We start from the raw sequence: 17,822 nt of genomic DNA, 5'->3' as shown, positions 1-17,822 counted from the left end.
AACATATGTTCGAATGGAAGCATGAGATGGAGCGGTCAGGAGTTGTCGGTCGACGAGCCCTCGGCGCTGCCGGGGCTCGCTCGACTGAACAACCTGGTGCGCTCCGTGCGCACACCCGACTTCGCCGGCATCACCTTCCACGAGGTGCTGGCGAAGTCGGCCCTCAACAAGATCCCCGGCGGGGGAGGGCCCATGCCGTTCGGCTGGACGATCAACCCGTACCGCGGCTGCTCGCACGCGTGCGTCTACTGCTTCGCCCGTCCCACGCACACCTACCTCGACCTCGACTCGGGCAAGGACTTCGACAACGAGATCATCGTCAAGGTGAACGTGGCCGAGGTGCTGCGCAAAGAGCTGGCGAAGCCGAGTTGGGCCCACCATCCGGTCGCACTCGGTACGAACACCGACCCGTATCAGCGTGCGGAGGGGCGCTACGGGCTGATGCCCGGCATCATCGATGCCCTCGCCGATTCCGGGACGCCGTTCAGCATCCTGACCAAGGGTTCGCTGCTGCGACGTGATCTGGATCGCCTCGCCGAGGCGAACGAGCGGGTTCCGGTCGACCTGGCGATGTCGATCGCGGTTTACGACGACGAGTTGCAGCAATCGGTCGAGCCCGGCACTCCGACCACGAAGGCCCGGCTCGCGACGGTCACGGCGGTGCGCGAGCACGGCCTCGATTGCGGCGTCTTCCTCATGCCGATCATCCCGTACCTCACCGATACGAAGGCGCACCTCGACGACGCCCTGCGTCAGGCGAAGGAAGCCGGAGCGACGTACGCGCTGTACTCCGCCCTGCATCTGAAGCCCGGTGTGAAGGAGTGGTTCTACCTCTGGCTCGAACGCGAGCATCCCGAACTCCTGCCCCAGTACCGGCGCATGTACGGCCGCGGCACGTACGCGCCGCAAGAGTACCGACGCTGGCTCGCCGGGCGGATCAAGCCGCTCATGCGGTCGTACGGGCTCGAACGCGGGCAGGAGGACCCTCTGACCGGAGGCGTCCGGTCGAGTGCGCTCGGGATGCTGCGCGACGACGAGGGGGAGCGGCAGCCGGTCGGCTCTGCCGCGCGAAGCGCTTCCGGCGGGTCGAACGCGGTCCGCGCGGCCCGCGCGGCCGGGCACGCGGGCTCGTCCGCGGAGGCTCCGGACGCCGCCTCGATCGTCAGTGCATCGCTCACAGGGTTGGGCGTGCAGCCGACCCTCTTCTGAGGGGTACATCCGGCCGGGGTACACAGCGCCGCCGAGCGATGCCATAATCCCGAAGGGACCGAGCCGTTCTCGGTCCCGGAAGGGATGACGTCGTGTCACTCGGCCTGCCCAGCCACCTGGCGCGACCCGCGAACTCGCGCGCCCTGGCCACGGCAGCGCGGTGGGCCGGCCTGGTCTGCCTGGCAGCGGCCGTGGTGAACGTCGCCACCACGAGCCTCGCCAACGGCAACGTCACCTCGTGGCTGACGCTGCTCGTCCTCGCTCCGATGGTCGTCCTGCTGCTCGCCCTGGCACGGGGCCGCACCGTCGCTCTGACGATCTCCTACCTGCTGGTGGGCGCCGTCTGCACCTACTTCTACGTCGTCGCCCTGTTCATGGGCACCCCGGCGTATCACGACACCAATCTCTTCGTCGTCGCCTTGCCGGTCGTCGCGATGACTCTGGTCGGTGGCACCGGCACGGGCGCGCCGGCCGGCATCCTGTGGGCGACCCTCGGCTTCGCACTGGCCGAGGCCGCCGTGATCCTCGCGGCCGCGACGACCGACCGAGACTACGTGCCGGACGCCATCTCGCTCGGCGCGTACCTGCTGCTGGTCGGTGTCCTCGCCTTCGACGGGTTGACCCGCGGGACGCGCTCGCGAGCGCAGTCCGCGCTTCACCGTGCCGTGCGCGACGCCCGGCTCATCGACCTGCGTCGCGAGCTGGTCGCCGCATCCACGGCCGACCTCCACGACACCGTGCTGAGCGAGCTCGCGGCAGTCGCGCGCTCGCAGCCCGGCCCGCTGGACGAGCGGCTGGCCCAGCGGATCGAAGCAGACCTGCGCGGCCTGGCCGAGGGGATGCTGCAACCCGCCGGCGACGGTGCGGCCGCCCTCGCCGACGCCGACCCCTGGTACGACAGTGAGCTGCACCGGGCGATCGAGGCCGCGCGCGACGAGGGCCTCACCGTCGACATCTCCGGGGATCGTGCGCCTTACGCCCGCCTCGACGAGGACGCGCGCCGGGCGTTGGGCCTCGCGGTACGCCAGTGCCTCGTGAACGTGGTCCGCCACTCGGGAAGCGCCAGCGCCGAGGTCGCCCTGTCTGCGGGCGCCGGCTCACTGTCGGTGATGGTGGTGGATGCCGGAAGCGGGTTCCCCGCCTCGGCGCCGGCCGGAGACCGGCTCGGTCTCCGCCAGTCCGTCGGCGATCGCATCGCCCGCGTCGGTGGGACCGTCGACATCTATTCGAGCACCGATGTGGGCACGACCGTCATCCTGACCGTCCCGACCGAGCCGGGCGCCGCGGTTCCCGGAGGTCGCGCCGGATGACCGCCCTCAATCCGCGCACCATCGTCGGGGCGCGATCGGTCCCGCTCGAGCGCACGCCCCAGCGGCTGGACCCGCTCGGCGCCCAGTCGGCGTGGCTGCTCGTCCCGCTGCTCGGCGCCGTGGCCGTCGTGTACGCCGTGTTCTCGACCTTCCGGCACGCCGGCCAGGTGCGCGACCTCGCGCTGGCCCTGATCGCGATCGGGGTGCTGCTCCTCGCCGTGATCGTGGCGAGCATCCGCACGCACCCGGGCTTCGCCCCGTTCGGGCGCTGGTCGCACTTCTCGGTGATCGGTGTCGCCCTGACGGCCGGGTGCCTCTTCACCGCCTCCGTGTGGGGTCGCAACGAGCGCATCCAGGACGACTGGGGTCAGATCGCTGTCGCACTGCTGCTGGTCGCGATGCCGCTCTACCGGCCGATCGGCGAAGTGGCCGGGTCCGCGGTGGTGTCGGCGCTCGTCGTGGGCGGTCTTGCCGCGGCGCAGCACTCCATCGTGATCGCCAACAACCCGGTGGTGTACGCCACGGTGGCGGCGACGCCGATCCTCGCGCTCGCCGCGGGCGGCGCCGGCTACGCCTGGACCCTGACCGGCGAGACGCTGCGGTGGCGCGAGGTCGCCCGTGAGGGACAGTCGCGTCTCGAGGGGGAGTTGCGGCAGGCCGCCGGCCGCATGATCGCCCAGGAGCGGATGACCGCCCTGAACACGGAGGCCGTGCCGTTCCTCACGGCACTGGTGCGGGCAGGAACCGTCACGGCTGAGGACATCGAGCACGCTCGCACGATCTCGGACCGCCTCCGAGGCATGTCCGTCCGCGCCGTCGATCGCACATGGCTCGAAGAGACGGTCGACCTGGCGCTCGCGCCCCGGCTCGTGAACCCGGGGCCGCCCAGTTCGGACGGGCCGAATGCGCACGTCGACGACCCGTATCGCCTCGAACGGGTGCTGAACGCCGACCAGCGGGCCATCGTCGGCGCCCTGATCGCCACCGTTGCCGCCCGACCGGGCCTGGACGCGACCAGCCTCCGCGTGACCGCGAGCGACCCCGCCCGGCCGACCTTCCTCCTGGAGGCGGACATCGACGAGCCACGCGCCGAGCTGCGACGGGAGCTCCTGCCGCTGGTCAGCTCCCTCAACTCGGTGGCCGTGGAGGCCACCATGCGCGTTCGCGCGGGGCAGGTGGCCGTGCGTTTCGCCTACCCTGAAGGCGGCCATCTCGATCGTGGAGCGAGGAGACGATGACGAGCACCCGTCCGGAACAGCCGGGAATCAACGCACCGTCCGGAGGGCGGGACGCAGAGCCGCCGATCCGGCTGGCGATCCTCGACGACCACGAACTGCTGCTCGACAGCCTGGCGTCCTGGATCGAGAAGAACGCGCCCGAGTTCGACCTCGTCCTGCGCGCAGGCAGCTGGCTCGAACTCGTGCACAGCGACGCCTTCCCGACCGACCTCGTCATCATGGATCTGCAGCTGAAGGAGTCGGTCTCGATCGGCGCGCGCGTGCGCACCTGTCGCGCTGCCGGCGCGAAGGTCGTCATCCTGAGCGCCGTCGACACTCCTGAGGACCGGGATGCGGCGCTCGCCGCAGGCGCCGTCGCCTACGTCACGAAATCGCAGCCGATGACCGAGTTGGTGGCGGCCGCGCTCTCAGCTTCCGGACGCGGCGCCGGCCGGAGCGCCCCCGCGCCGACCGCGTGGCGGCCCAAGCCCCTCATCCCGGAATCGGCGCGGCCCCGGCTCAGCGACGGGGAGCGGCAGGCGCTGGTGCTGTACGCGGACGGACGCACCACCTCGGAGGTCGCCCGCGCGATGAACGTCCAGTACGAGACGGCGAAGACCTACCTGCGGCGCGTGCGCGAGAAGTACGGCAAGGCCGGGCGTCCGACGAGCTCGCGGGCCGACCTGATCCGGCGCGCAGCGGAGGACGGCTACCTCACCTGACGCGGCATCGCGGCGTCGCGGCGTTCATCCTCCGCTCCCGCATAGGATCGGTGCGTGGCAAAACTGTATTTCCGGTACGGCGCGATGAACAGCGGTAAGAGCACGGCTATGCTTCAGGCCGCGTACAACTATGAGGAGCGCGGTCACCGCGTCCTGCTCGCGAAGCCGTCGATCGACACCAAGGGCGACCTGGGCATCCTCTCGCGCCTCGGGGTCACCCGGGAGGTCGACTTCCTCATCACACCGGACACCGATGCGTACGGCGCCTTCCAGCGGCACCGCGAGCGGACCATCAAGCGCTTCGACACCGATGTCAGCGCGCTCCTGGTCGACGAGGCGCAGTTCCTCACCGAGGCTCAGGTCGACGATCTGCTCCGCATCGCGCTGCTCGACGGCGTCCCGGTGCTCGCGTACGGCATCCGCACCGACTTCCAGACGGTCGCCTTCCCCGGCAGCCGCCGCCTTCTCGAGGTGGCGCACAGCCTCGAGGAGCTGAAGACGATCTGCCGGTGCGGACGCAAGGCGATCTTCAACGCCAGGAAGATCGACGGCGTTTTCGTGTTCGACGGCGACCAGGTCGCGATCGACGGCGCGTCGGTGTCCTACGAGTCGCTCTGCGGCAACTGCTACCTTCAGGAAAGCCGAGGCGTCCTCAACAATGGCCGCCGGCACTGGCCCGTCGATGCAGCACCCGCCTATGTCGACGAGCCCGACCCCGATTTCACTTGAGGCCCGCTCCGCCCGAAGGCCCGAACCACCCGAAGGAACAGGACACATGAGAATTTCCGTGATCGGCTGCGGCTACCTGGGGGCCGTGCACGCCGCCTCGATGGCCCACCTGGGTCACCACGTCGTCGGCATCGACGTCGACGAGGCGAAGATCGCCTCGCTCTCCGCCGGCCGGGCGCCGTTCTTCGAGCCCGGGCTGCCGGAGGTGCTGGAGGGCGCTGCGGCGTCGGGGCGACTGCGGTTCACGACGGATTTCGCTGCTGCGGCTGACGCGGACGTGCATTTCGTCGCCGTCGGCACCCCGCAGGCCGCGGACGGTGACGCAGCCGACATGCGCTTCGTGGATGCCGCATTCGCGACCCTTCTCGAGTACGCGAAGCCCGGCGATCTCATCGTGGGCAAGAGCACCGTCCCGGTCGGCACCGCCGCCCGGCTCGCTGCTCTCGTGGCCGAGAAGCAGCCGGGCGCGACCCTCACCTGGAACCCCGAGTTCCTGCGCGAAGGATTCGCGGTGAAGGACACGGTCAGCCCCGACCGTCTCGTCTACGGTGTCCCGGACGGCGAGCCGGGGGAGCGCGCCGCTCGTCTGCTCGACGAGGTGTACGCCTCCGCCGTCGCGACGGGCACCCCGGTCATCGTGACGGACTATGCGACGGCAGAGCTCGTGAAGGTCTCGGCGAACGCCTTCCTCGCGACCAAGATCTCGTTCATCAACGCGATGGCCGAGATCGCCGAGGTGACCGGCGCCGATGTGACGAAGCTGGCGGACGCGATCGGCCACGACGCCCGCATCGGGCGCCGGTTCCTGAACGCCGGGGTCGGCTTCGGTGGTGGATGCCTGCCGAAGGACATCCGCGCCTTCAGTGCCCGCGCCCGCGAGCTCGGCCTGGGGGAGTCGCTGCAGTTCCTCGACGAGGTCGACAAGATCAACCTGCGCCGCCGCGCCCGGGTCGTCGACATGGTGCGCGAGGAGACCGGCCGTTTGGAGGGCGTGCGCGTCGGCGTGCTCGGTCTCGCCTTCAAGCCGCACTCCGACGACATCCGCGACTCGCCGGCTCTCGAGATCGCCATGCGGCTCGCCGAGTCCGGTGCGATCGTGACCGCGACCGATCCGCAGGCGGTGGAGAACGCGCGTCGGCGGGCGCCCGGCCTCGCGTTCGCCGAGAGTGCCGAAGAGGCCGTCCGGGATGCGGATGTGGTCCTGCTGATCACGGAGTGGCCCGAGTTCACGGGACTCGACCCGGAGGCGCTCGGCGCCCTTGTCGCTCAGCGAACGGTGATCGACGGACGGAACGCCCTCGATCCGGCCGCCTGGCGCGCCGCAGGCTGGACGTATCGCGGCCTCGGCCGCTGACCGCTCCCCGGCCGCTGGCCGATCCTCGGGCACTCCCGTATTGGGGGACGCCAAAAAAGTGAGGATTTGTTAGATTTGACGCATGGCGACAAGTCTGACCGACCCTGACGCGCCGCCGCGTCCCGCAGAAGCACCCCCCAGAGTGCCCCGACGGAGATGGCGGCTCGGCCACCCCGTTGCCATCGGCGTGCTCGTCGGCATCGGCATCATCCTGCTTTTCGCGATCGTCTGGATCTGCGTCCGCGGCTATCTGGCGCAGCGAGCGCTCAACGACGCGGTGCCCGCAGCCGACACGATCAAGACGGCGATCACCAGCGGCGACCTCGCCGCCGCCCGCCGCGCTTCGGACGAGCTGAGCAGCCACACCCACACTGCCGCGAGCCTGACCTCCGACCCGATCTGGATGACCGCGGAGGGCATCCCGTGGATCGGTCCGAACCTCGGCGCTGTGCGGACGGCCGCCGCGGCCTCCGACTCCGTCGCCTCGCACGTCGTCGGGCCGCTCGTCGCCGCCGGCGCCGCCGTCGACCTCCGCGCGCTGGCGATCCACGACGGCCGCATCGACCTCGCCCCGATCTCGGCCGCACAGCCGGCGGTCGCCAAGGCGGCGACCGCCTTCACTGCCGCACGGGCGAGCGTGGCGGCCATCGAGACCGGCGCGCTGTTCAGCCCGGTCGCCGGCGGCATCGACCGGTTGCACGGCGTCCTCGATCACGCGGCGCCGCAGATCGACGCCATCGACAACGCCGCCCGCCTCCTTCCCTCGATGCTCGGCGCCGCCGGTCCCCGCGACTACCTGCTGGCCGCCCAGAACCCCGCAGAACTGCGTTCCACCGGCGGGCTCATCGGAGCCGTTGCGCTCGTCCATGCGGAGAACGGCTCCCTCAAGCTCCTGCGTCAGGCCGCAGGAACCTCCATCGGGCCCTGGGATGCGCCGGTCGCGGACGTCCCCGTCGCCACCACGGGCCTCTACGGCCCGCTCGTCGGGCGGTTCTTCCAGGACGCCAACCTGACGCCCGACTTCCCGCTGGCCGCCGCCACCGCATCCCGGATGTGGACGACGACCTACGGCGACCAGATCGACGGCGTCATCGCCGTGGACCCGGTCGTGCTCAGCGGGCTGTTGAAGTCCACCGGTCCCGTGACGCTCCCGACGGGCGATCGGCTCACGTCGCAGAATGCCGTCAAACTGCTGCTCAGCGATGTCTACCAGCGCTACGCGGAGCCCGCGCAGCAGGACGACTTCTTCGCCTCAGCGGCGCGGGCGGTGTTCGACCGGCTGTCCTCGGGCGATGTCAATTCGAAGAAGCTCGTGAGCGCCCTGGCCGACGCCGGCGAGTCGCGCCGCGTGCTCATCTGGAGCGCGCATCCGAGCGATCAGAAGATCCTCGGCCAGACCACTCTCGCGGGCGGCCTGCCCGAATCCGATCTCTCCACCGCCGGGATCGGCGTCTACTTCAACGACGCGACCGGCTCGAAGATGGACTACTACCTGGGCAGTTCCGTCGCCGCCGGTTCGGCGGTCTGCCGAGCCGACGGGAAGCCGTCGACCGTCGTTCAGGTGACGCTCACGAACCACGCGCCCGCGGACGCGGCGACGTCCCTCCCGAAGTTCGTGACCGGCGGCGGCACCTACGGTGTCACTCCCGGCTTCATCAAGACCCGCGTCGCCGTGTACGGACCCACCGGCGGCCTCCTGGCGGCGACCCTCAGCGACGGGAAGAATCTGCCGACCGTGTCGGGCCTCGACCGCTCGCGTCCGGTGAGCCTCTTCACCGTGCAGCTCGCGCCGGGGGAGTCGCAGACCGTCACGGTCCAGTTCCTCAATGAGCAGCAGTCGGCGGCGAATCTGAGCGTCGTGACCACTCCCACGCTCCCCGGGGACGGATCCACCCCCGATGTGGGGGCACAGAACACCGTCAAGCCCATTGTTGTGCAGTGCTCTTCCGTCGTAAAGTGAGAATTACTCAACTACCCCGACCGTGAGCCGGGCCCCAAGAAGAAAGGCGGGCCGATGTTCAAGAAAATCCTGGCGGCTGTCGCCGTGACCGCGGGGCTGCTGCTTGCGGCTCCCGTAGCGGCTAATGCTGTCCCCTACACACACGGCGCCGAATGCCAGTTCGACGTGAGCGTGGTGCAGACCGGTGGCAGCGCCACCCTCATCTGCGTGCCGGGCACCTGGGCACCTGGTGAGTCCATCGACTGGACCGTCAACGGACAGGATGGAGGGTCCTTCACCCTCGCGTCCCTCCAGACGGGACCCAGCACGCTGCACTTCACCAAGCAGTCCAACGCAGACGGCAGCGATGTGCTCGCCGTCAAGCTCCCCGCTGACGCCTCCGGCACCTACACGGTCGTCGGACACGGTGCGACCAGCGGCCACGAGTGCTCTGCGACCCTGACGGTCCTTCCGGCCGACCAGGCGAGCACGGTTCTCGACCCGGGAAGCAGCAACGGGCTGGCCCACACGGGCTCGGTCGTCGCGACCTGGGCGGCATGGATGGGCGGCTCGCTCGTCGTCCTCGGTCTGATCGCCCTCGCGGTGGTCGGCTGGGTCCGCAAGCTCAAGGCCTCCTGACACCACACCCCTCAAGACGATTCCCGGTCGGACCTTCCTGGTCCGGCCGGGAATCGTCGTGTAGGGGGCTGCGTTGCAGCTGTGGTGAGCGCCACCAGCATCCCCCTCAACGTCCTCGACCTCGCCAGCCGTCCCGCCGGAGGCAGCAATGCCGACGCCGTCGCCGGCACCATCCAGCTCGCTCAGGCGGCGGAGCGCCTCGGCTACGACCGCTTCTGGGTCGCCGAGCACCACGGGATGCCGGCCATCGCCTCCAGCGCCCCGGCCGTGCTCATCGCGGGCGTCGCCGGCGCAACGGAGCGGATCCGCGTCGGCAGCGGCGGCGTGATGCTCCCCAACCACGCGCCTCTGGTCGTCGCGGAACAGTTCGGCACCCTCCGGGCGCTGTACGGCGACCGCATCGACCTCGGCATCGGCCGCGCTCCGGGCACCGACGGGGCCACCGCCATGGCGCTGCGCCGCAGTGCCGAGGGCCTCGGGGTGGAGGACTTCCCGCAGCAGCTGCTCGACCTGTTCGGCTTCTTCTACGGCGGCATGAGCGATGCCAATCCACTGAACGGCGTCGTGGCCATCCCGGGCCTCGGCGACGCACCGCAGATCTGGCTGCTGGGCTCCAGCGGCTACAGCGCCCAGGTGGCCGCGGCGCTCGGGATCCGGTTCGCCTTCGCGCACCACTTCGCCGGAGAGAACACCGAGGCCGCCCTCGACCTCTACCGCTCGCGCTTCGAGCCGAGCGACGCGCTGGCAGAGCCGCACACGATGATCGCCGTCAACGTGGTCTCCGACGAGGACCCGGAGACCGTGCGCGCCCTGTCGCTGCCCGGCCAGCTGTCCTTCCTGCGGATGCGCCGCGGCCTGAAGCCGGAGCCGGTGAGCGTGGAAGAGGCGCTCGCCTACGACTTCAGTCCGATGGAGGAGGAGTTCATCGCCAACCGCAACGCGCGGCAGGCGGTGGGGACGCCGGACGAGGTGAAGTCGCGGATCGACTCGCTGCTCGCCTCCACGCAGGTCGACGAGTTGATGGTCTCCTCCGGCGCTGCGACCATCGAGGGCCGCATCCGTTCGCTCGAGATCGTCCGGGAGATGTACCCCGCCGCATGACGGACCGTGACGGCGCCCCGCGCGGTGGCGGGCGTCCCCGGGTACCGTTGGGCCTCATCCCGGTCCCGAGCAAGAAGGCGGTTCCCACATGTCGCAACCACTCAGCGTGGTCGGAGTGAGCGGAAGCCCCACCCACCCGTCGCGCACCACCGTGCTCGTCGACGAGGTCTCGCGCTCTTACGCGGAGGCCGTCGGCGGGGTGTCCCGCACCATCCGCCTCGCCCCCCTGCTGCCGGAGCTCGGCGCCGGACCGTTCCGGACCAACCTCAGCCCGGTGGTCGTGGAGGCGCTGGAAGCGGTCGAGAACGCGGACATCCTCGTCGTCGGGTCTCCGGCCTACCGCGCGACCTACACGGGGCTGTTCAAGCTCTTCTTCGACCACATCGGCCAGTACGCCCTGGTCGACAAGCCTGTCGTGCTCACCGCCACCGGCGGCAGCGACCGCCACGCGCTGCTGGTCGAGCACCAGATGCGTCCCCTGTTCGGCTTCTTCTCGTCGCTCACGCTGCCCCTGGGGATCTACGCGAGCGAGAGCGACTTCGAAGACTACGAGATCCGCTCGCAGGACCTCCGAGACCGCATCGACACGGCGGTCTCCCGCACGCTGCCCCTCGTCCGGTCCGACGTCGAGACCGCGGCGCGATTGGCTGAGCCGGAGTTCGCTCGGCCGGATGCGTTCTGAGGGTTCACCGCGACATCGCCACGAGATCGCCACGAGATCTCCACGCCAGTCGCCGGGTGCGCCCCACCCGCTACCCCAGACGCCGCTCCTCGCTTCGCTCGGGGCGTCGCCTGGGGCCCCTCGCGGGCGGGGACCCCAGTAGTCGCCAGCGAGTGGTGAAAAGGAAGGAGCCCCGCCAGCTCGCAGAGCGAGCCGGCGGGGCTCCTTCCTTTTCATTACGTCGGGGTGACAGGATTTGAACCTGCGGCCTCTTCGTCCCGAACGAAGCGCGCTACCAAGCTGCGCCACACCCCGAAGGCCTCATCCAGGATACACGAGCCCGGGAGGGTTCATGACCACGGTGGCTGCCCCAGGACGGCTCAGGGAGCCGCGGTCAGCGTGACCAGGGTGGCCTCCGGCCGGCACGCGAACCGCACCGGCGCGTAGATCGACGTGCCCAGGCCGGCGGACACGTGGAGGTAGGCGGAGCGGAACGCGTGGCGCCACACGCTCAACCCCTTCACCTGTGCCCGGGGGATGTCGCAGTTGGTCACGAGCGCGCCGAAGCCGGGGACGCACACCTGTCCGCCGTGCGTGTGACCGGCGAAGATCATCGCGGCGCCGTACGTCACGAAGGCATCGAGCACGCGACGATACGGGGAGTGCGTCACACCGATGGTGACGGCCTGTCGCTCGGTTCGCGGACCCTGGTCCGGCCAGGTGTCGTCGTCCGAGAACGGGTCGTTCTCGCGCAGCTCGTCCAGCGCTCCCGGGATCGCCTCGACGCGGTCGAAGCGGATGTGCGGGTCGTCGACGCCGAAGAACTCCAGGTGGGTGCCGCGCACTTCGAGGCCGGCGGCCCGGTTGTCGAGGTCGACCCAGCCGAGGTCGCGGAAGAAGGCCGTCAGCGAGGCGATGTCGAGGCGCGCAGCCGTGGATCCCTGCTTCTTGGACGGCCCCATGAAGTACTTCAGCGGGTTCTTCGCCTGCGGGCCGAAGTAGTCGTTGCTTCCGTGGACGAAGACGCCCGGGATGCCGGCGAAGCCCGCATACGCGGCGCGAACGCCCTCGAGACCTCGGTCGTGGCCCAGCACATCCCCTGTCTCGACGATCAGGTCCGGCTTCAGTCGCGCAAGCGACCGGATCCACTCCTGCTTGTCGTGCTGCCATGGCGCCATGTGGAGATCGGAGAGATGCAGCACCCGGATGGGCTCAGCGCCTGCCGGGAGTACGGGAGCGCTCACTTCGCGCAGCGTGTACGCCTTGCGCTCCACGAGCGAACCATACGCGAACGCCGCAGCGCCCGCCCCGGCCAGGAGGGCCAGGGCGGACGCGGCCGGACGAAAAGCTCCGCGCGTCACTTGCCGCCGGCGCCCGGGGTCGGCGGTGCACTGGGCGCGCTGAGCGCCACGGTCACCTGCGAGCCGGATTTCGCCGCAGCGCCTCCGGCAGGGTCCTGCCCTTGCACGGTGGCGGTCGGGCTGTTGCCGCCGGTCGTCTTCACCTTGAAGCCCGCCGCGGTGAGCGCCGCGAGGGCGTCGGAGTACTTCTGTCCGACGACGTTCGGCACGGCGACGAGCGACCCGTTGCTGGTGAACAGCGTCACCACGGTGCCCTTGCCGACCTGGGTGCCGGGAGCGGGATCGGTCGCGGAGACGGTTCCCGCCGGCGCCACGGAGTCCTGCGGACCGCCGTCGGCGGAGTCCAGACCGAGACCGTTCAGGATCGACTTCGCCTCATCCGGCGATTTGCCGGTGAGGTCGGGGATGCCGACCTGGATACCGATGGTGAGCTTGTTAGGGGCGGCCGGGAAGTCGTCTCCGCCGTACTTGTCGACCGCCGCACCCATCATCGTGCGCATGACCGCGACGCGGGCGCTCGCCGGACTGGTGCCGTGCGTCGGATAGACCTTGCGGAAGTCGATGTGGCCCTGGATGTTCCCCACCCAGTAAGCGCCGGCGACCTTCGTCGTCGCGGCCACCAGCCACAGCTGGTCGTTGTACTCGGTGGTTCCGGTCTTGCCCAGCATGTCCTTGCCGGTCCGGTTCATACCGGAGGCCGTGCCGCCGCCCTGGAGCGGCCCCATCAGAGCCTTGGCCATGGTGTTCGCGACGGCCGGGTCGACCGACTGGGTGCAGGTGGTCGCGGGCGGCTTGACGTCCTTGCCCGTCGCATCCACGATCTTGTCGATCGCGATGGGGGTGCAGGTCTTGCCGTTGTTGGCGATTCCGGCGAAGGCGGTCGCCATCGTCAGCGGCGCGATGTAGTTGGTGCCTAGTACGGCCGCCGGGTTGGTGTCGAGCGGCTCGCCCTTCGCGGTGTGGACTCCGAACGCTTCGGCGTCCTTCTTGATCTCGCACAGGTCGAGCTGGCTCGCCATGCTGATGAATGCGGTGTTGATCGAGTAGGTGGTCGCACTCTGAGCGTTGCGGATGCCTGTCTCGCCGGAGGAGTCGTTCTGCGGCGTGTAGGTGCCGCCCCAGCCTCCGGTGCAGGAGTCCTTGAACGACCGGTAGGTGCGGATGTTCGCGTTGACGGACTCGTTGAGCGAGTGACCCTGCTTCAGCCACTCCGCAAGGGTGAACACCTTGTACGTCGAGCCCACCTGGAAGCCGCCGGAGCCGCCATACTGCTGATCGGTTGCGAAATTGATGGACGAGTAGCGCGGGTCCTTAAGGACGTCGGGGTCTTGGCTGTACAGCTTGTTCTGGGCCATGTACAGGACACGGCCGGTGCCCGGCTCGACTCCCGTCAGGACGCCGCCGATGTCCGCCCTCTCGTACACGGCAGGAACATACGACTGCATCGTCTGCTCCGCCACCTGCTGCAGCTGCAGGTCGAGGGTGGTGTAGATCTTGTACCCGCCGCGGTTGAAGTTCGAGGCGCGGGTGTCCTCGTCGGCGCCGAAGGTCGGGTCGTTGAGGATGGTCTTCTGGACGTAGTCGCAGAAGTATGCGGAGCCGCCGGCGGTCTGGCAGCCGCGCTCCGACTTGGTGATCACGGGCTGGATCGGCGTCTTGACCGCTGCCTCGTACTGCGCCTTGGTCAGCTTCTTGTACTGGTACATCTTGCCGAGGATGTAGTCGCGGCGTTCCTTGTTCTTCGCGTACCCGTTCGCGGCGCCGTTGGTCTTCGACTCCGGGTCGTCGATCTTCAGGCTCGTCGGTTCGTTCACGATCGCCACAAGGCTGGCCGCCTGCGGGGGCGTCAGCGCCGCCGCGGTGGTGTTGTAGTAGTACTTGGCCGCCGCTTCGATCCCGTAGACCGAGCCGCCGAATCCGGCGATGTTGAGGTACCCGACCAGGATCTGGTCCTTGGTGTACTTCTTCTCGATGCCGATCGCGTACTTCATCTCCTTGACCTTGCGGTCGGGGGAGACGCCGGTCGAGTCGGTCACGCACTGCTCGTACTTGGTCTTCTGCTCCTTGGTCTTCACCGGGAGCGCTTCGCACTTCTGGAGCAGCACGTTCTTCACGTACTGCTGCGTGATGGAGGAACCACCCTGCACGCCTCCGCCGGCGACCGTGGACAGCACACCACGGACGGTGCCCTGGATGTCGACACCGCCGTGGCTGTAGAAGCGGGGGTCCTCTCCGGCGATCGCCGCATCCTTCGCGGCCTGGGAGATCTGGTTGAACGCGACGGGCAGACGGTTCTGCGAATAGAACGTCGCCAGAGGCACGTCCTGGTCGCCGTTCTTGGCGTAGATGGTGGTCGGCTGGGCGAGCTGGTCGACGTTCAGATACTCCGGAAGACCCTCGAACACGCCGATGCTGTTGTTGGCGGCCATACCCGTGACCGCGATAGCGGGGGTGACGGCGGCGGTGACCAGAAGACCGGCCACGACACTCATGCCGATGAACGCACCGGCGGCGCCGAGCACACCTCTAGCCTGTGGTTTTTGCGCAGACATAGGATCAGAGTAGGTGATGAACCTGCAAAAACCCCCGATCCAAGGAGCACGATGCCGCGCTGGGAGTACCTGACCACCCCGCTGATGATCCACAACACCGCCGCGATCCTGAACAACTGGGGCTCGGACGGCTGGGAGCTGGTCCAGGTGGTGACCGGCCCGGAGGGCGGGCTCGTGGCCTACCTCAAGCGTCAGCTCCCGAACGAGGAGCAGGCCTGATGGCCGACGTGGAGGCGCGCCTCGCGGAACTCGGGATCGTTCTTCCCGACGTGGTCCCGCCCGTCGCCGCGTACACGCCAGCGGTGCTCGACGGGTCGTACGTCTACACCTCGGGGCAGCTGCCGATGGTCTCGGGAGCGCTGCCCGCGACCGGCAAGGTCGGGGAAGGCCCCGGGCTCGTCCCGCCCGCGGACGCGAAGGGCTATGCGCGGACGTCGGCGTTGAACGCGCTCGCGGCTGCCAAAAGCGTCCTCGGCTCGCTCGACCGCGTCCGGCGCGTCGTCAAGGTGGTCGGCTTCGTCTCGTCCGACCCCGCATTCACCGGTCAGCCCGCGGTCATCAATGGTGCCTCCGAGGTGCTCGGCGAGATCTTCGGCGACGCCGGAGTCCACGCGCGCTCGGCGGTGGGGGTGGCCGTACTGCCGCTCGACTCGCCCGTCGAGGTCGAACTCGTGCTCGCGGTCGACTAGACCCGCCTTCGACGAAGGGGCGGTGCCGATGGCGCCGCCCCTTCGTCGTACCGTCGTCGTCGCGCTACGAGAGCTTGGCCTGGATCGAGCTCATCACCGCGGTGTCGGCGAGCGTCGTCGTGTCGCCGACCTCGCGCCCCTCGGCCACATCCCGCAGCAGCCGCCGCATGATCTTCCCCGAGCGGGTCTTCGGCAGCTCCGTGACGATGAAGATGTCGCGCGGTCGGGCGATCGCGCCGATCTGCTCGGCGACGTGCTTGCGCAGTTCGGCCGCCACATCCAGCGCACCGGCCTGCTCGAGCTGGTTCTGCTTGATGATGACGAACGCCACCACCGCCTGACCGGTCGTCTCGTCGTTCGCGCCGACCACCGCTGCCTCCGCTGTGAACGGATGCGCGACCAGAGCGGATTCGATCTCGGCCGTCGACAGGCGGTGGCCCGAGACGTTCATGACGTCGTCGACACGGCCCAGCAGCCAGATGTCGCCGTCGGAGTCGTACCGCGCGCCGTCGCCGGCGAAGTACTTGTCGCCGAACTTCGACCAGTACGTCTCCTTGAAGCGCTCCGGGTCGCCCCAGATGCCGCGCAGCATGCTCGGCCACGGCTCGGTCACCACGAGGAGGCCGCCCTGGTCCTTGCCCACGGGCGTGCCGGTCTCGTCGATGATGTCGATGGAGATCCCGGGCAGCGGCACCTGGGCGCTTCCCGGCTTCAGCGTCGTCACGCCGGGGAGAGCCGACACCATGATCGCGCCGGTCTCGGTCTGCCACCACGTGTCCACGATCGGCGTCTTGTCGCCTCCGATGACCTCGCGGTACCACATCCACGCCTCGGGGTTGATCGGTTCACCGACCGATCCGAGCACGCGCAGGCTCGAGAGGTCGAACTTCTGCGGGTGCTGCCGCCCGATCTTCATGAACGAGCGGATGGCGGTCGGCGCCGTGTAGAAGATCGAGACCTTGTACTTCTCGATGAGCTCCCACCAGCGGCCGGGATGCGGGGTCTCGGGCGTGCCTTCGTACATGACCTGCGTGGCGCCGTTGGCGAGCGGCCCGTAGACCACGTAGGTGTGGCCGGTGATCCAGCCGACGTCCGCGCTGCACCAGTAGACATCGGACTCCGGGTGGAGGTCGAAGACGAACTTGTGGGTGAACGACGCCTGGGTCAGATAGCCACCGGTGGTGTGCAGGATGCCCTTCGGCTTTCCCGTCGTCCCGGACGTGTAGAGGATGAACAACGGCTGCTCGGCCGGGAACGCCTTGGCGACGTGGTCGGCATCCACGAGTGCGATCTCGTCGTGCCACCACAGGTCGCGGCCCTCGGTCCAGGCCACCTCGTTCTCGCCGCGCTTGACGACGAGCACGTGCTCGACGCTCGTGGCCTCCCCGGTCAGCGCCGCATCCACTGCGTCCTTCAGGGGGAAGACGCGACCCTTGCGCCAGCCGCCGTCCGCCGTGATGACGAGCTTGGCCTCGGCGTCGTCGATGCGGGAACGCAGGCTCTCGGCGCTGAAACCGCCGAAGACGACGGAGTGCACGGCGCCGATGCGGGCGACGGCGAGCATCGCGATCACGGCCTCCGGGATCATCGGGAGGTAGATGGCGACGCGGTCGCCCGCGCGGATGCCGAGGCTGGTGAGCAGGTTCGCGGCCTTCTTCACCTCTGCGGTGAGCTCGGCGTACGTGATCGAGCGGCTGTCGCCCGGCTCGCCCTCCCAGTGGATGGCCACGCGGTCGCCGTTGCCTGCCACCACGTGGCGGTCGAGGCAGTTGTACGCGACGTTGAGCTCTCCGTCGTCGAACCACTTGGCGAAGGGGGGCTCGCTCCAGTCGAGCGTGCGGGTGAATGGGGTGTGCCAGTGGAGCAGCTCCCGCGCCTGATCGGCCCAGAACCCGAGGCGGTCGGCCGCCGCGCGCTCGTAGAGTGCCGCGTCGGCGATGGCGTTCGCGGCGAATTCGTCGCTCGGCGGAAACCGGCGGGCTTCATGGAGCAGATTGTCGATTGTGTTGCTCATGGGGAGTTTTTTCGCTCCTTTGCGATGCGGTCGATACGAGTCGTGGCGCGACAATGCCTGACTCTACAACCTGCTGTGAGGGCGCCCCCAAGAGACTTGCGTTTGCATCGATTCTGCGTAAACTGGACCCCGGCCGAATGTAAATTCGTGCGTGCGGCGCAATCGATTCCCCCCAATCCTGCGCCGCAGTGGCCGCACCTGTTCCCCCCAATAGGTGCGGCCCCCCTTTGTTTAACGGCCCTTCGCCCTACTGAGGTGTCCACAGCGACGTCGCGCGGCGGGTTATGCACCGGTCTCGAGCACCCCGGCACGCGCAGTGTGCGGC

General features: G+C 69.1%; 15 protein-coding genes and 1 tRNA gene. 12 read left to right on the top strand and 4 right to left on the bottom strand.

Going from position 1 to position 17,822, the window contains the following annotated elements; genetic code table 11:
• The first annotated feature begins 21 nt into the window (after positions 1–21).
• The 10 genes from QRN40_RS02995 to msuE all read left to right on the top strand — a co-directional run bounded on the left by QRN40_RS02995 (position 22) and on the right by msuE (position 10,902).
• Positions 22–1,209, top strand: a complete 1,188-nt coding sequence (locus QRN40_RS02995) for an Rv2578c family radical SAM protein (protein ID WP_285113999.1) — start codon at positions 22–24, stop codon at positions 1,207–1,209.
• Between the two features lie 92 nt (positions 1,210–1,301).
• Positions 1,302–2,519 carry a sensor histidine kinase gene (locus QRN40_RS02990; RefSeq protein WP_285113998.1) on the top strand — a complete coding sequence of 406 codons (1,218 nt, stop codon included), beginning with the start codon at positions 1,302–1,304 and terminating at the stop codon, positions 2,517–2,519.
• A complete protein-coding gene (locus QRN40_RS02985) occupies positions 2,516–3,757 on the top strand; it encodes a hypothetical protein (protein ID WP_285113997.1) in 1,242 nt (413 codons plus the stop codon). The genes QRN40_RS02990 and QRN40_RS02985 overlap by 4 nt, the downstream gene beginning before the upstream one ends.
• Complete coding sequence (locus tag QRN40_RS02980; protein ID WP_285113996.1) at positions 3,754–4,458, top strand: response regulator transcription factor; 705 nt, start codon at positions 3,754–3,756, stop codon at positions 4,456–4,458. The genes QRN40_RS02985 and QRN40_RS02980 overlap by 4 nt, the downstream gene beginning before the upstream one ends.
• A 54-nt stretch (positions 4,459–4,512) precedes the next feature.
• On the top strand, positions 4,513–5,187 hold the full coding sequence (locus QRN40_RS02975) for a thymidine kinase (protein WP_285113995.1): 675 nt from the start codon (positions 4,513–4,515) through the stop codon (positions 5,185–5,187).
• Positions 5,188–5,233: 46 nt separating this feature from the next.
• Positions 5,234–6,541 carry a UDP-glucose dehydrogenase family protein gene (locus QRN40_RS02970; RefSeq protein WP_285113994.1) on the top strand — a complete coding sequence of 436 codons (1,308 nt, stop codon included), beginning with the start codon at positions 5,234–5,236 and terminating at the stop codon, positions 6,539–6,541.
• 142 nt (positions 6,542–6,683) lie between these two features.
• Positions 6,684–8,501: a DUF4012 domain-containing protein gene (locus tag QRN40_RS02965; RefSeq protein ID WP_285113993.1), complete on the top strand. Its 1,818-nt coding sequence runs from the start codon at positions 6,684–6,686 to the stop codon at positions 8,499–8,501.
• 54 nt (positions 8,502–8,555) lie between these two features.
• On the top strand, positions 8,556–9,119 hold the full coding sequence (locus QRN40_RS02960; RefSeq protein ID WP_285113992.1) for a hypothetical protein: 564 nt from the start codon (positions 8,556–8,558) through the stop codon (positions 9,117–9,119).
• 84 nt (positions 9,120–9,203) lie between these two features.
• Positions 9,204–10,220 carry an LLM class flavin-dependent oxidoreductase gene (locus QRN40_RS02955; protein WP_285113991.1) on the top strand — a complete coding sequence of 339 codons (1,017 nt, stop codon included), beginning with the start codon at positions 9,204–9,206 and terminating at the stop codon, positions 10,218–10,220.
• 88 nt (positions 10,221–10,308) lie between these two features.
• Positions 10,309–10,902, top strand: coding sequence for an FMN reductase (gene msuE / locus QRN40_RS02950; protein ID WP_285113990.1), 594 nt, complete (start codon positions 10,309–10,311; stop codon positions 10,900–10,902).
• 220 nt (positions 10,903–11,122) lie between these two features.
• Here msuE and QRN40_RS02945 read toward each other — a convergent pair.
• The 3 genes from QRN40_RS02945 to QRN40_RS02935 all read right to left on the bottom strand — a co-directional run bounded on the left by QRN40_RS02945 (position 11,123) and on the right by QRN40_RS02935 (position 14,764).
• Positions 11,123–11,196 (bottom strand) — tRNA-Pro (locus QRN40_RS02945).
• 65 nt (positions 11,197–11,261) lie between these two features.
• Positions 11,262–12,242, bottom strand: a complete 981-nt coding sequence (locus QRN40_RS02940) for a metallophosphoesterase (protein ID WP_285113989.1) — start codon at positions 12,240–12,242, stop codon at positions 11,262–11,264.
• Positions 12,239–14,764, bottom strand: a complete 2,526-nt coding sequence (locus tag QRN40_RS02935) for a transglycosylase domain-containing protein (protein WP_285113988.1) — start codon at positions 14,762–14,764, stop codon at positions 12,239–12,241. The genes QRN40_RS02940 and QRN40_RS02935 overlap by 4 nt, the downstream gene beginning before the upstream one ends.
• An 81-nt stretch (positions 14,765–14,845) precedes the next feature.
• Between QRN40_RS02935 and sp36 the strand changes: the two genes are divergently transcribed.
• A complete protein-coding gene (gene sp36 / locus QRN40_RS02930) occupies positions 14,846–15,013 on the top strand; it encodes a Sp36 family protein (RefSeq protein ID WP_285113987.1) in 168 nt (55 codons plus the stop codon).
• Positions 15,013–15,483, top strand: a complete 471-nt coding sequence (locus QRN40_RS02925) for a RidA family protein (protein WP_285113986.1) — start codon at positions 15,013–15,015, stop codon at positions 15,481–15,483. Before sp36 ends, QRN40_RS02925 begins: the two co-directional genes overlap by 1 nt.
• Positions 15,484–15,547: 64 nt before the next feature.
• On the opposite strand, the gene acs is transcribed toward QRN40_RS02925, so the two are convergent.
• Positions 15,548–17,497, bottom strand: coding sequence for an acetate--CoA ligase (gene acs, locus QRN40_RS02920; RefSeq protein ID WP_285113985.1), 1,950 nt, complete (start codon positions 17,495–17,497; stop codon positions 15,548–15,550).
• Between the last annotated feature and the right edge of the window lie 325 nt (positions 17,498–17,822).

Origin of the sequence: Leifsonia sp. fls2-241-R2A-40a, from assembly GCF_030209575.1 — a bacterium.
Lineage (GTDB): Bacteria > Actinomycetota > Actinomycetes > Actinomycetales > Microbacteriaceae > Leifsonia.
Note: the sequence above shows the minus strand (reverse complement) of the source record. Positions and strands in the feature narration are given on the sequence as shown.

Excerpts from the sequence above, each read along its gene's own strand:
- QRN40_RS02995 (WP_285113999.1), top strand. The coding sequence starts at position 22 with ATGAGATGGAGCGGTCAGGAGTTGTCGGTCGACGAGCCCTCGGCGCTG.
- QRN40_RS02985 (WP_285113997.1), top strand. The coding sequence starts at position 2,516 with ATGACCGCCCTCAATCCGCGCACCATCGTCGGGGCGCGATCGGTCCCG.
- QRN40_RS02980 (WP_285113996.1), top strand. The coding sequence starts at position 3,754 with ATGACGAGCACCCGTCCGGAACAGCCGGGAATCAACGCACCGTCCGGA.
- QRN40_RS02970 (WP_285113994.1), top strand. The coding sequence starts at position 5,234 with ATGAGAATTTCCGTGATCGGCTGCGGCTACCTGGGGGCCGTGCACGCC.
- QRN40_RS02960 (WP_285113992.1), top strand. The coding sequence starts at position 8,556 with ATGTTCAAGAAAATCCTGGCGGCTGTCGCCGTGACCGCGGGGCTGCTG.
- msuE (WP_285113990.1), top strand. The coding sequence starts at position 10,309 with ATGTCGCAACCACTCAGCGTGGTCGGAGTGAGCGGAAGCCCCACCCAC.
- sp36 (WP_285113987.1), top strand. The coding sequence starts at position 14,846 with ATGCCGCGCTGGGAGTACCTGACCACCCCGCTGATGATCCACAACACC.
- QRN40_RS02925 (WP_285113986.1), top strand. The coding sequence starts at position 15,013 with ATGGCCGACGTGGAGGCGCGCCTCGCGGAACTCGGGATCGTTCTTCCC.
- acs (WP_285113985.1), bottom strand. The coding sequence starts at position 17,497 with ATGAGCAACACAATCGACAATCTGCTCCATGAAGCCCGCCGGTTTCCG.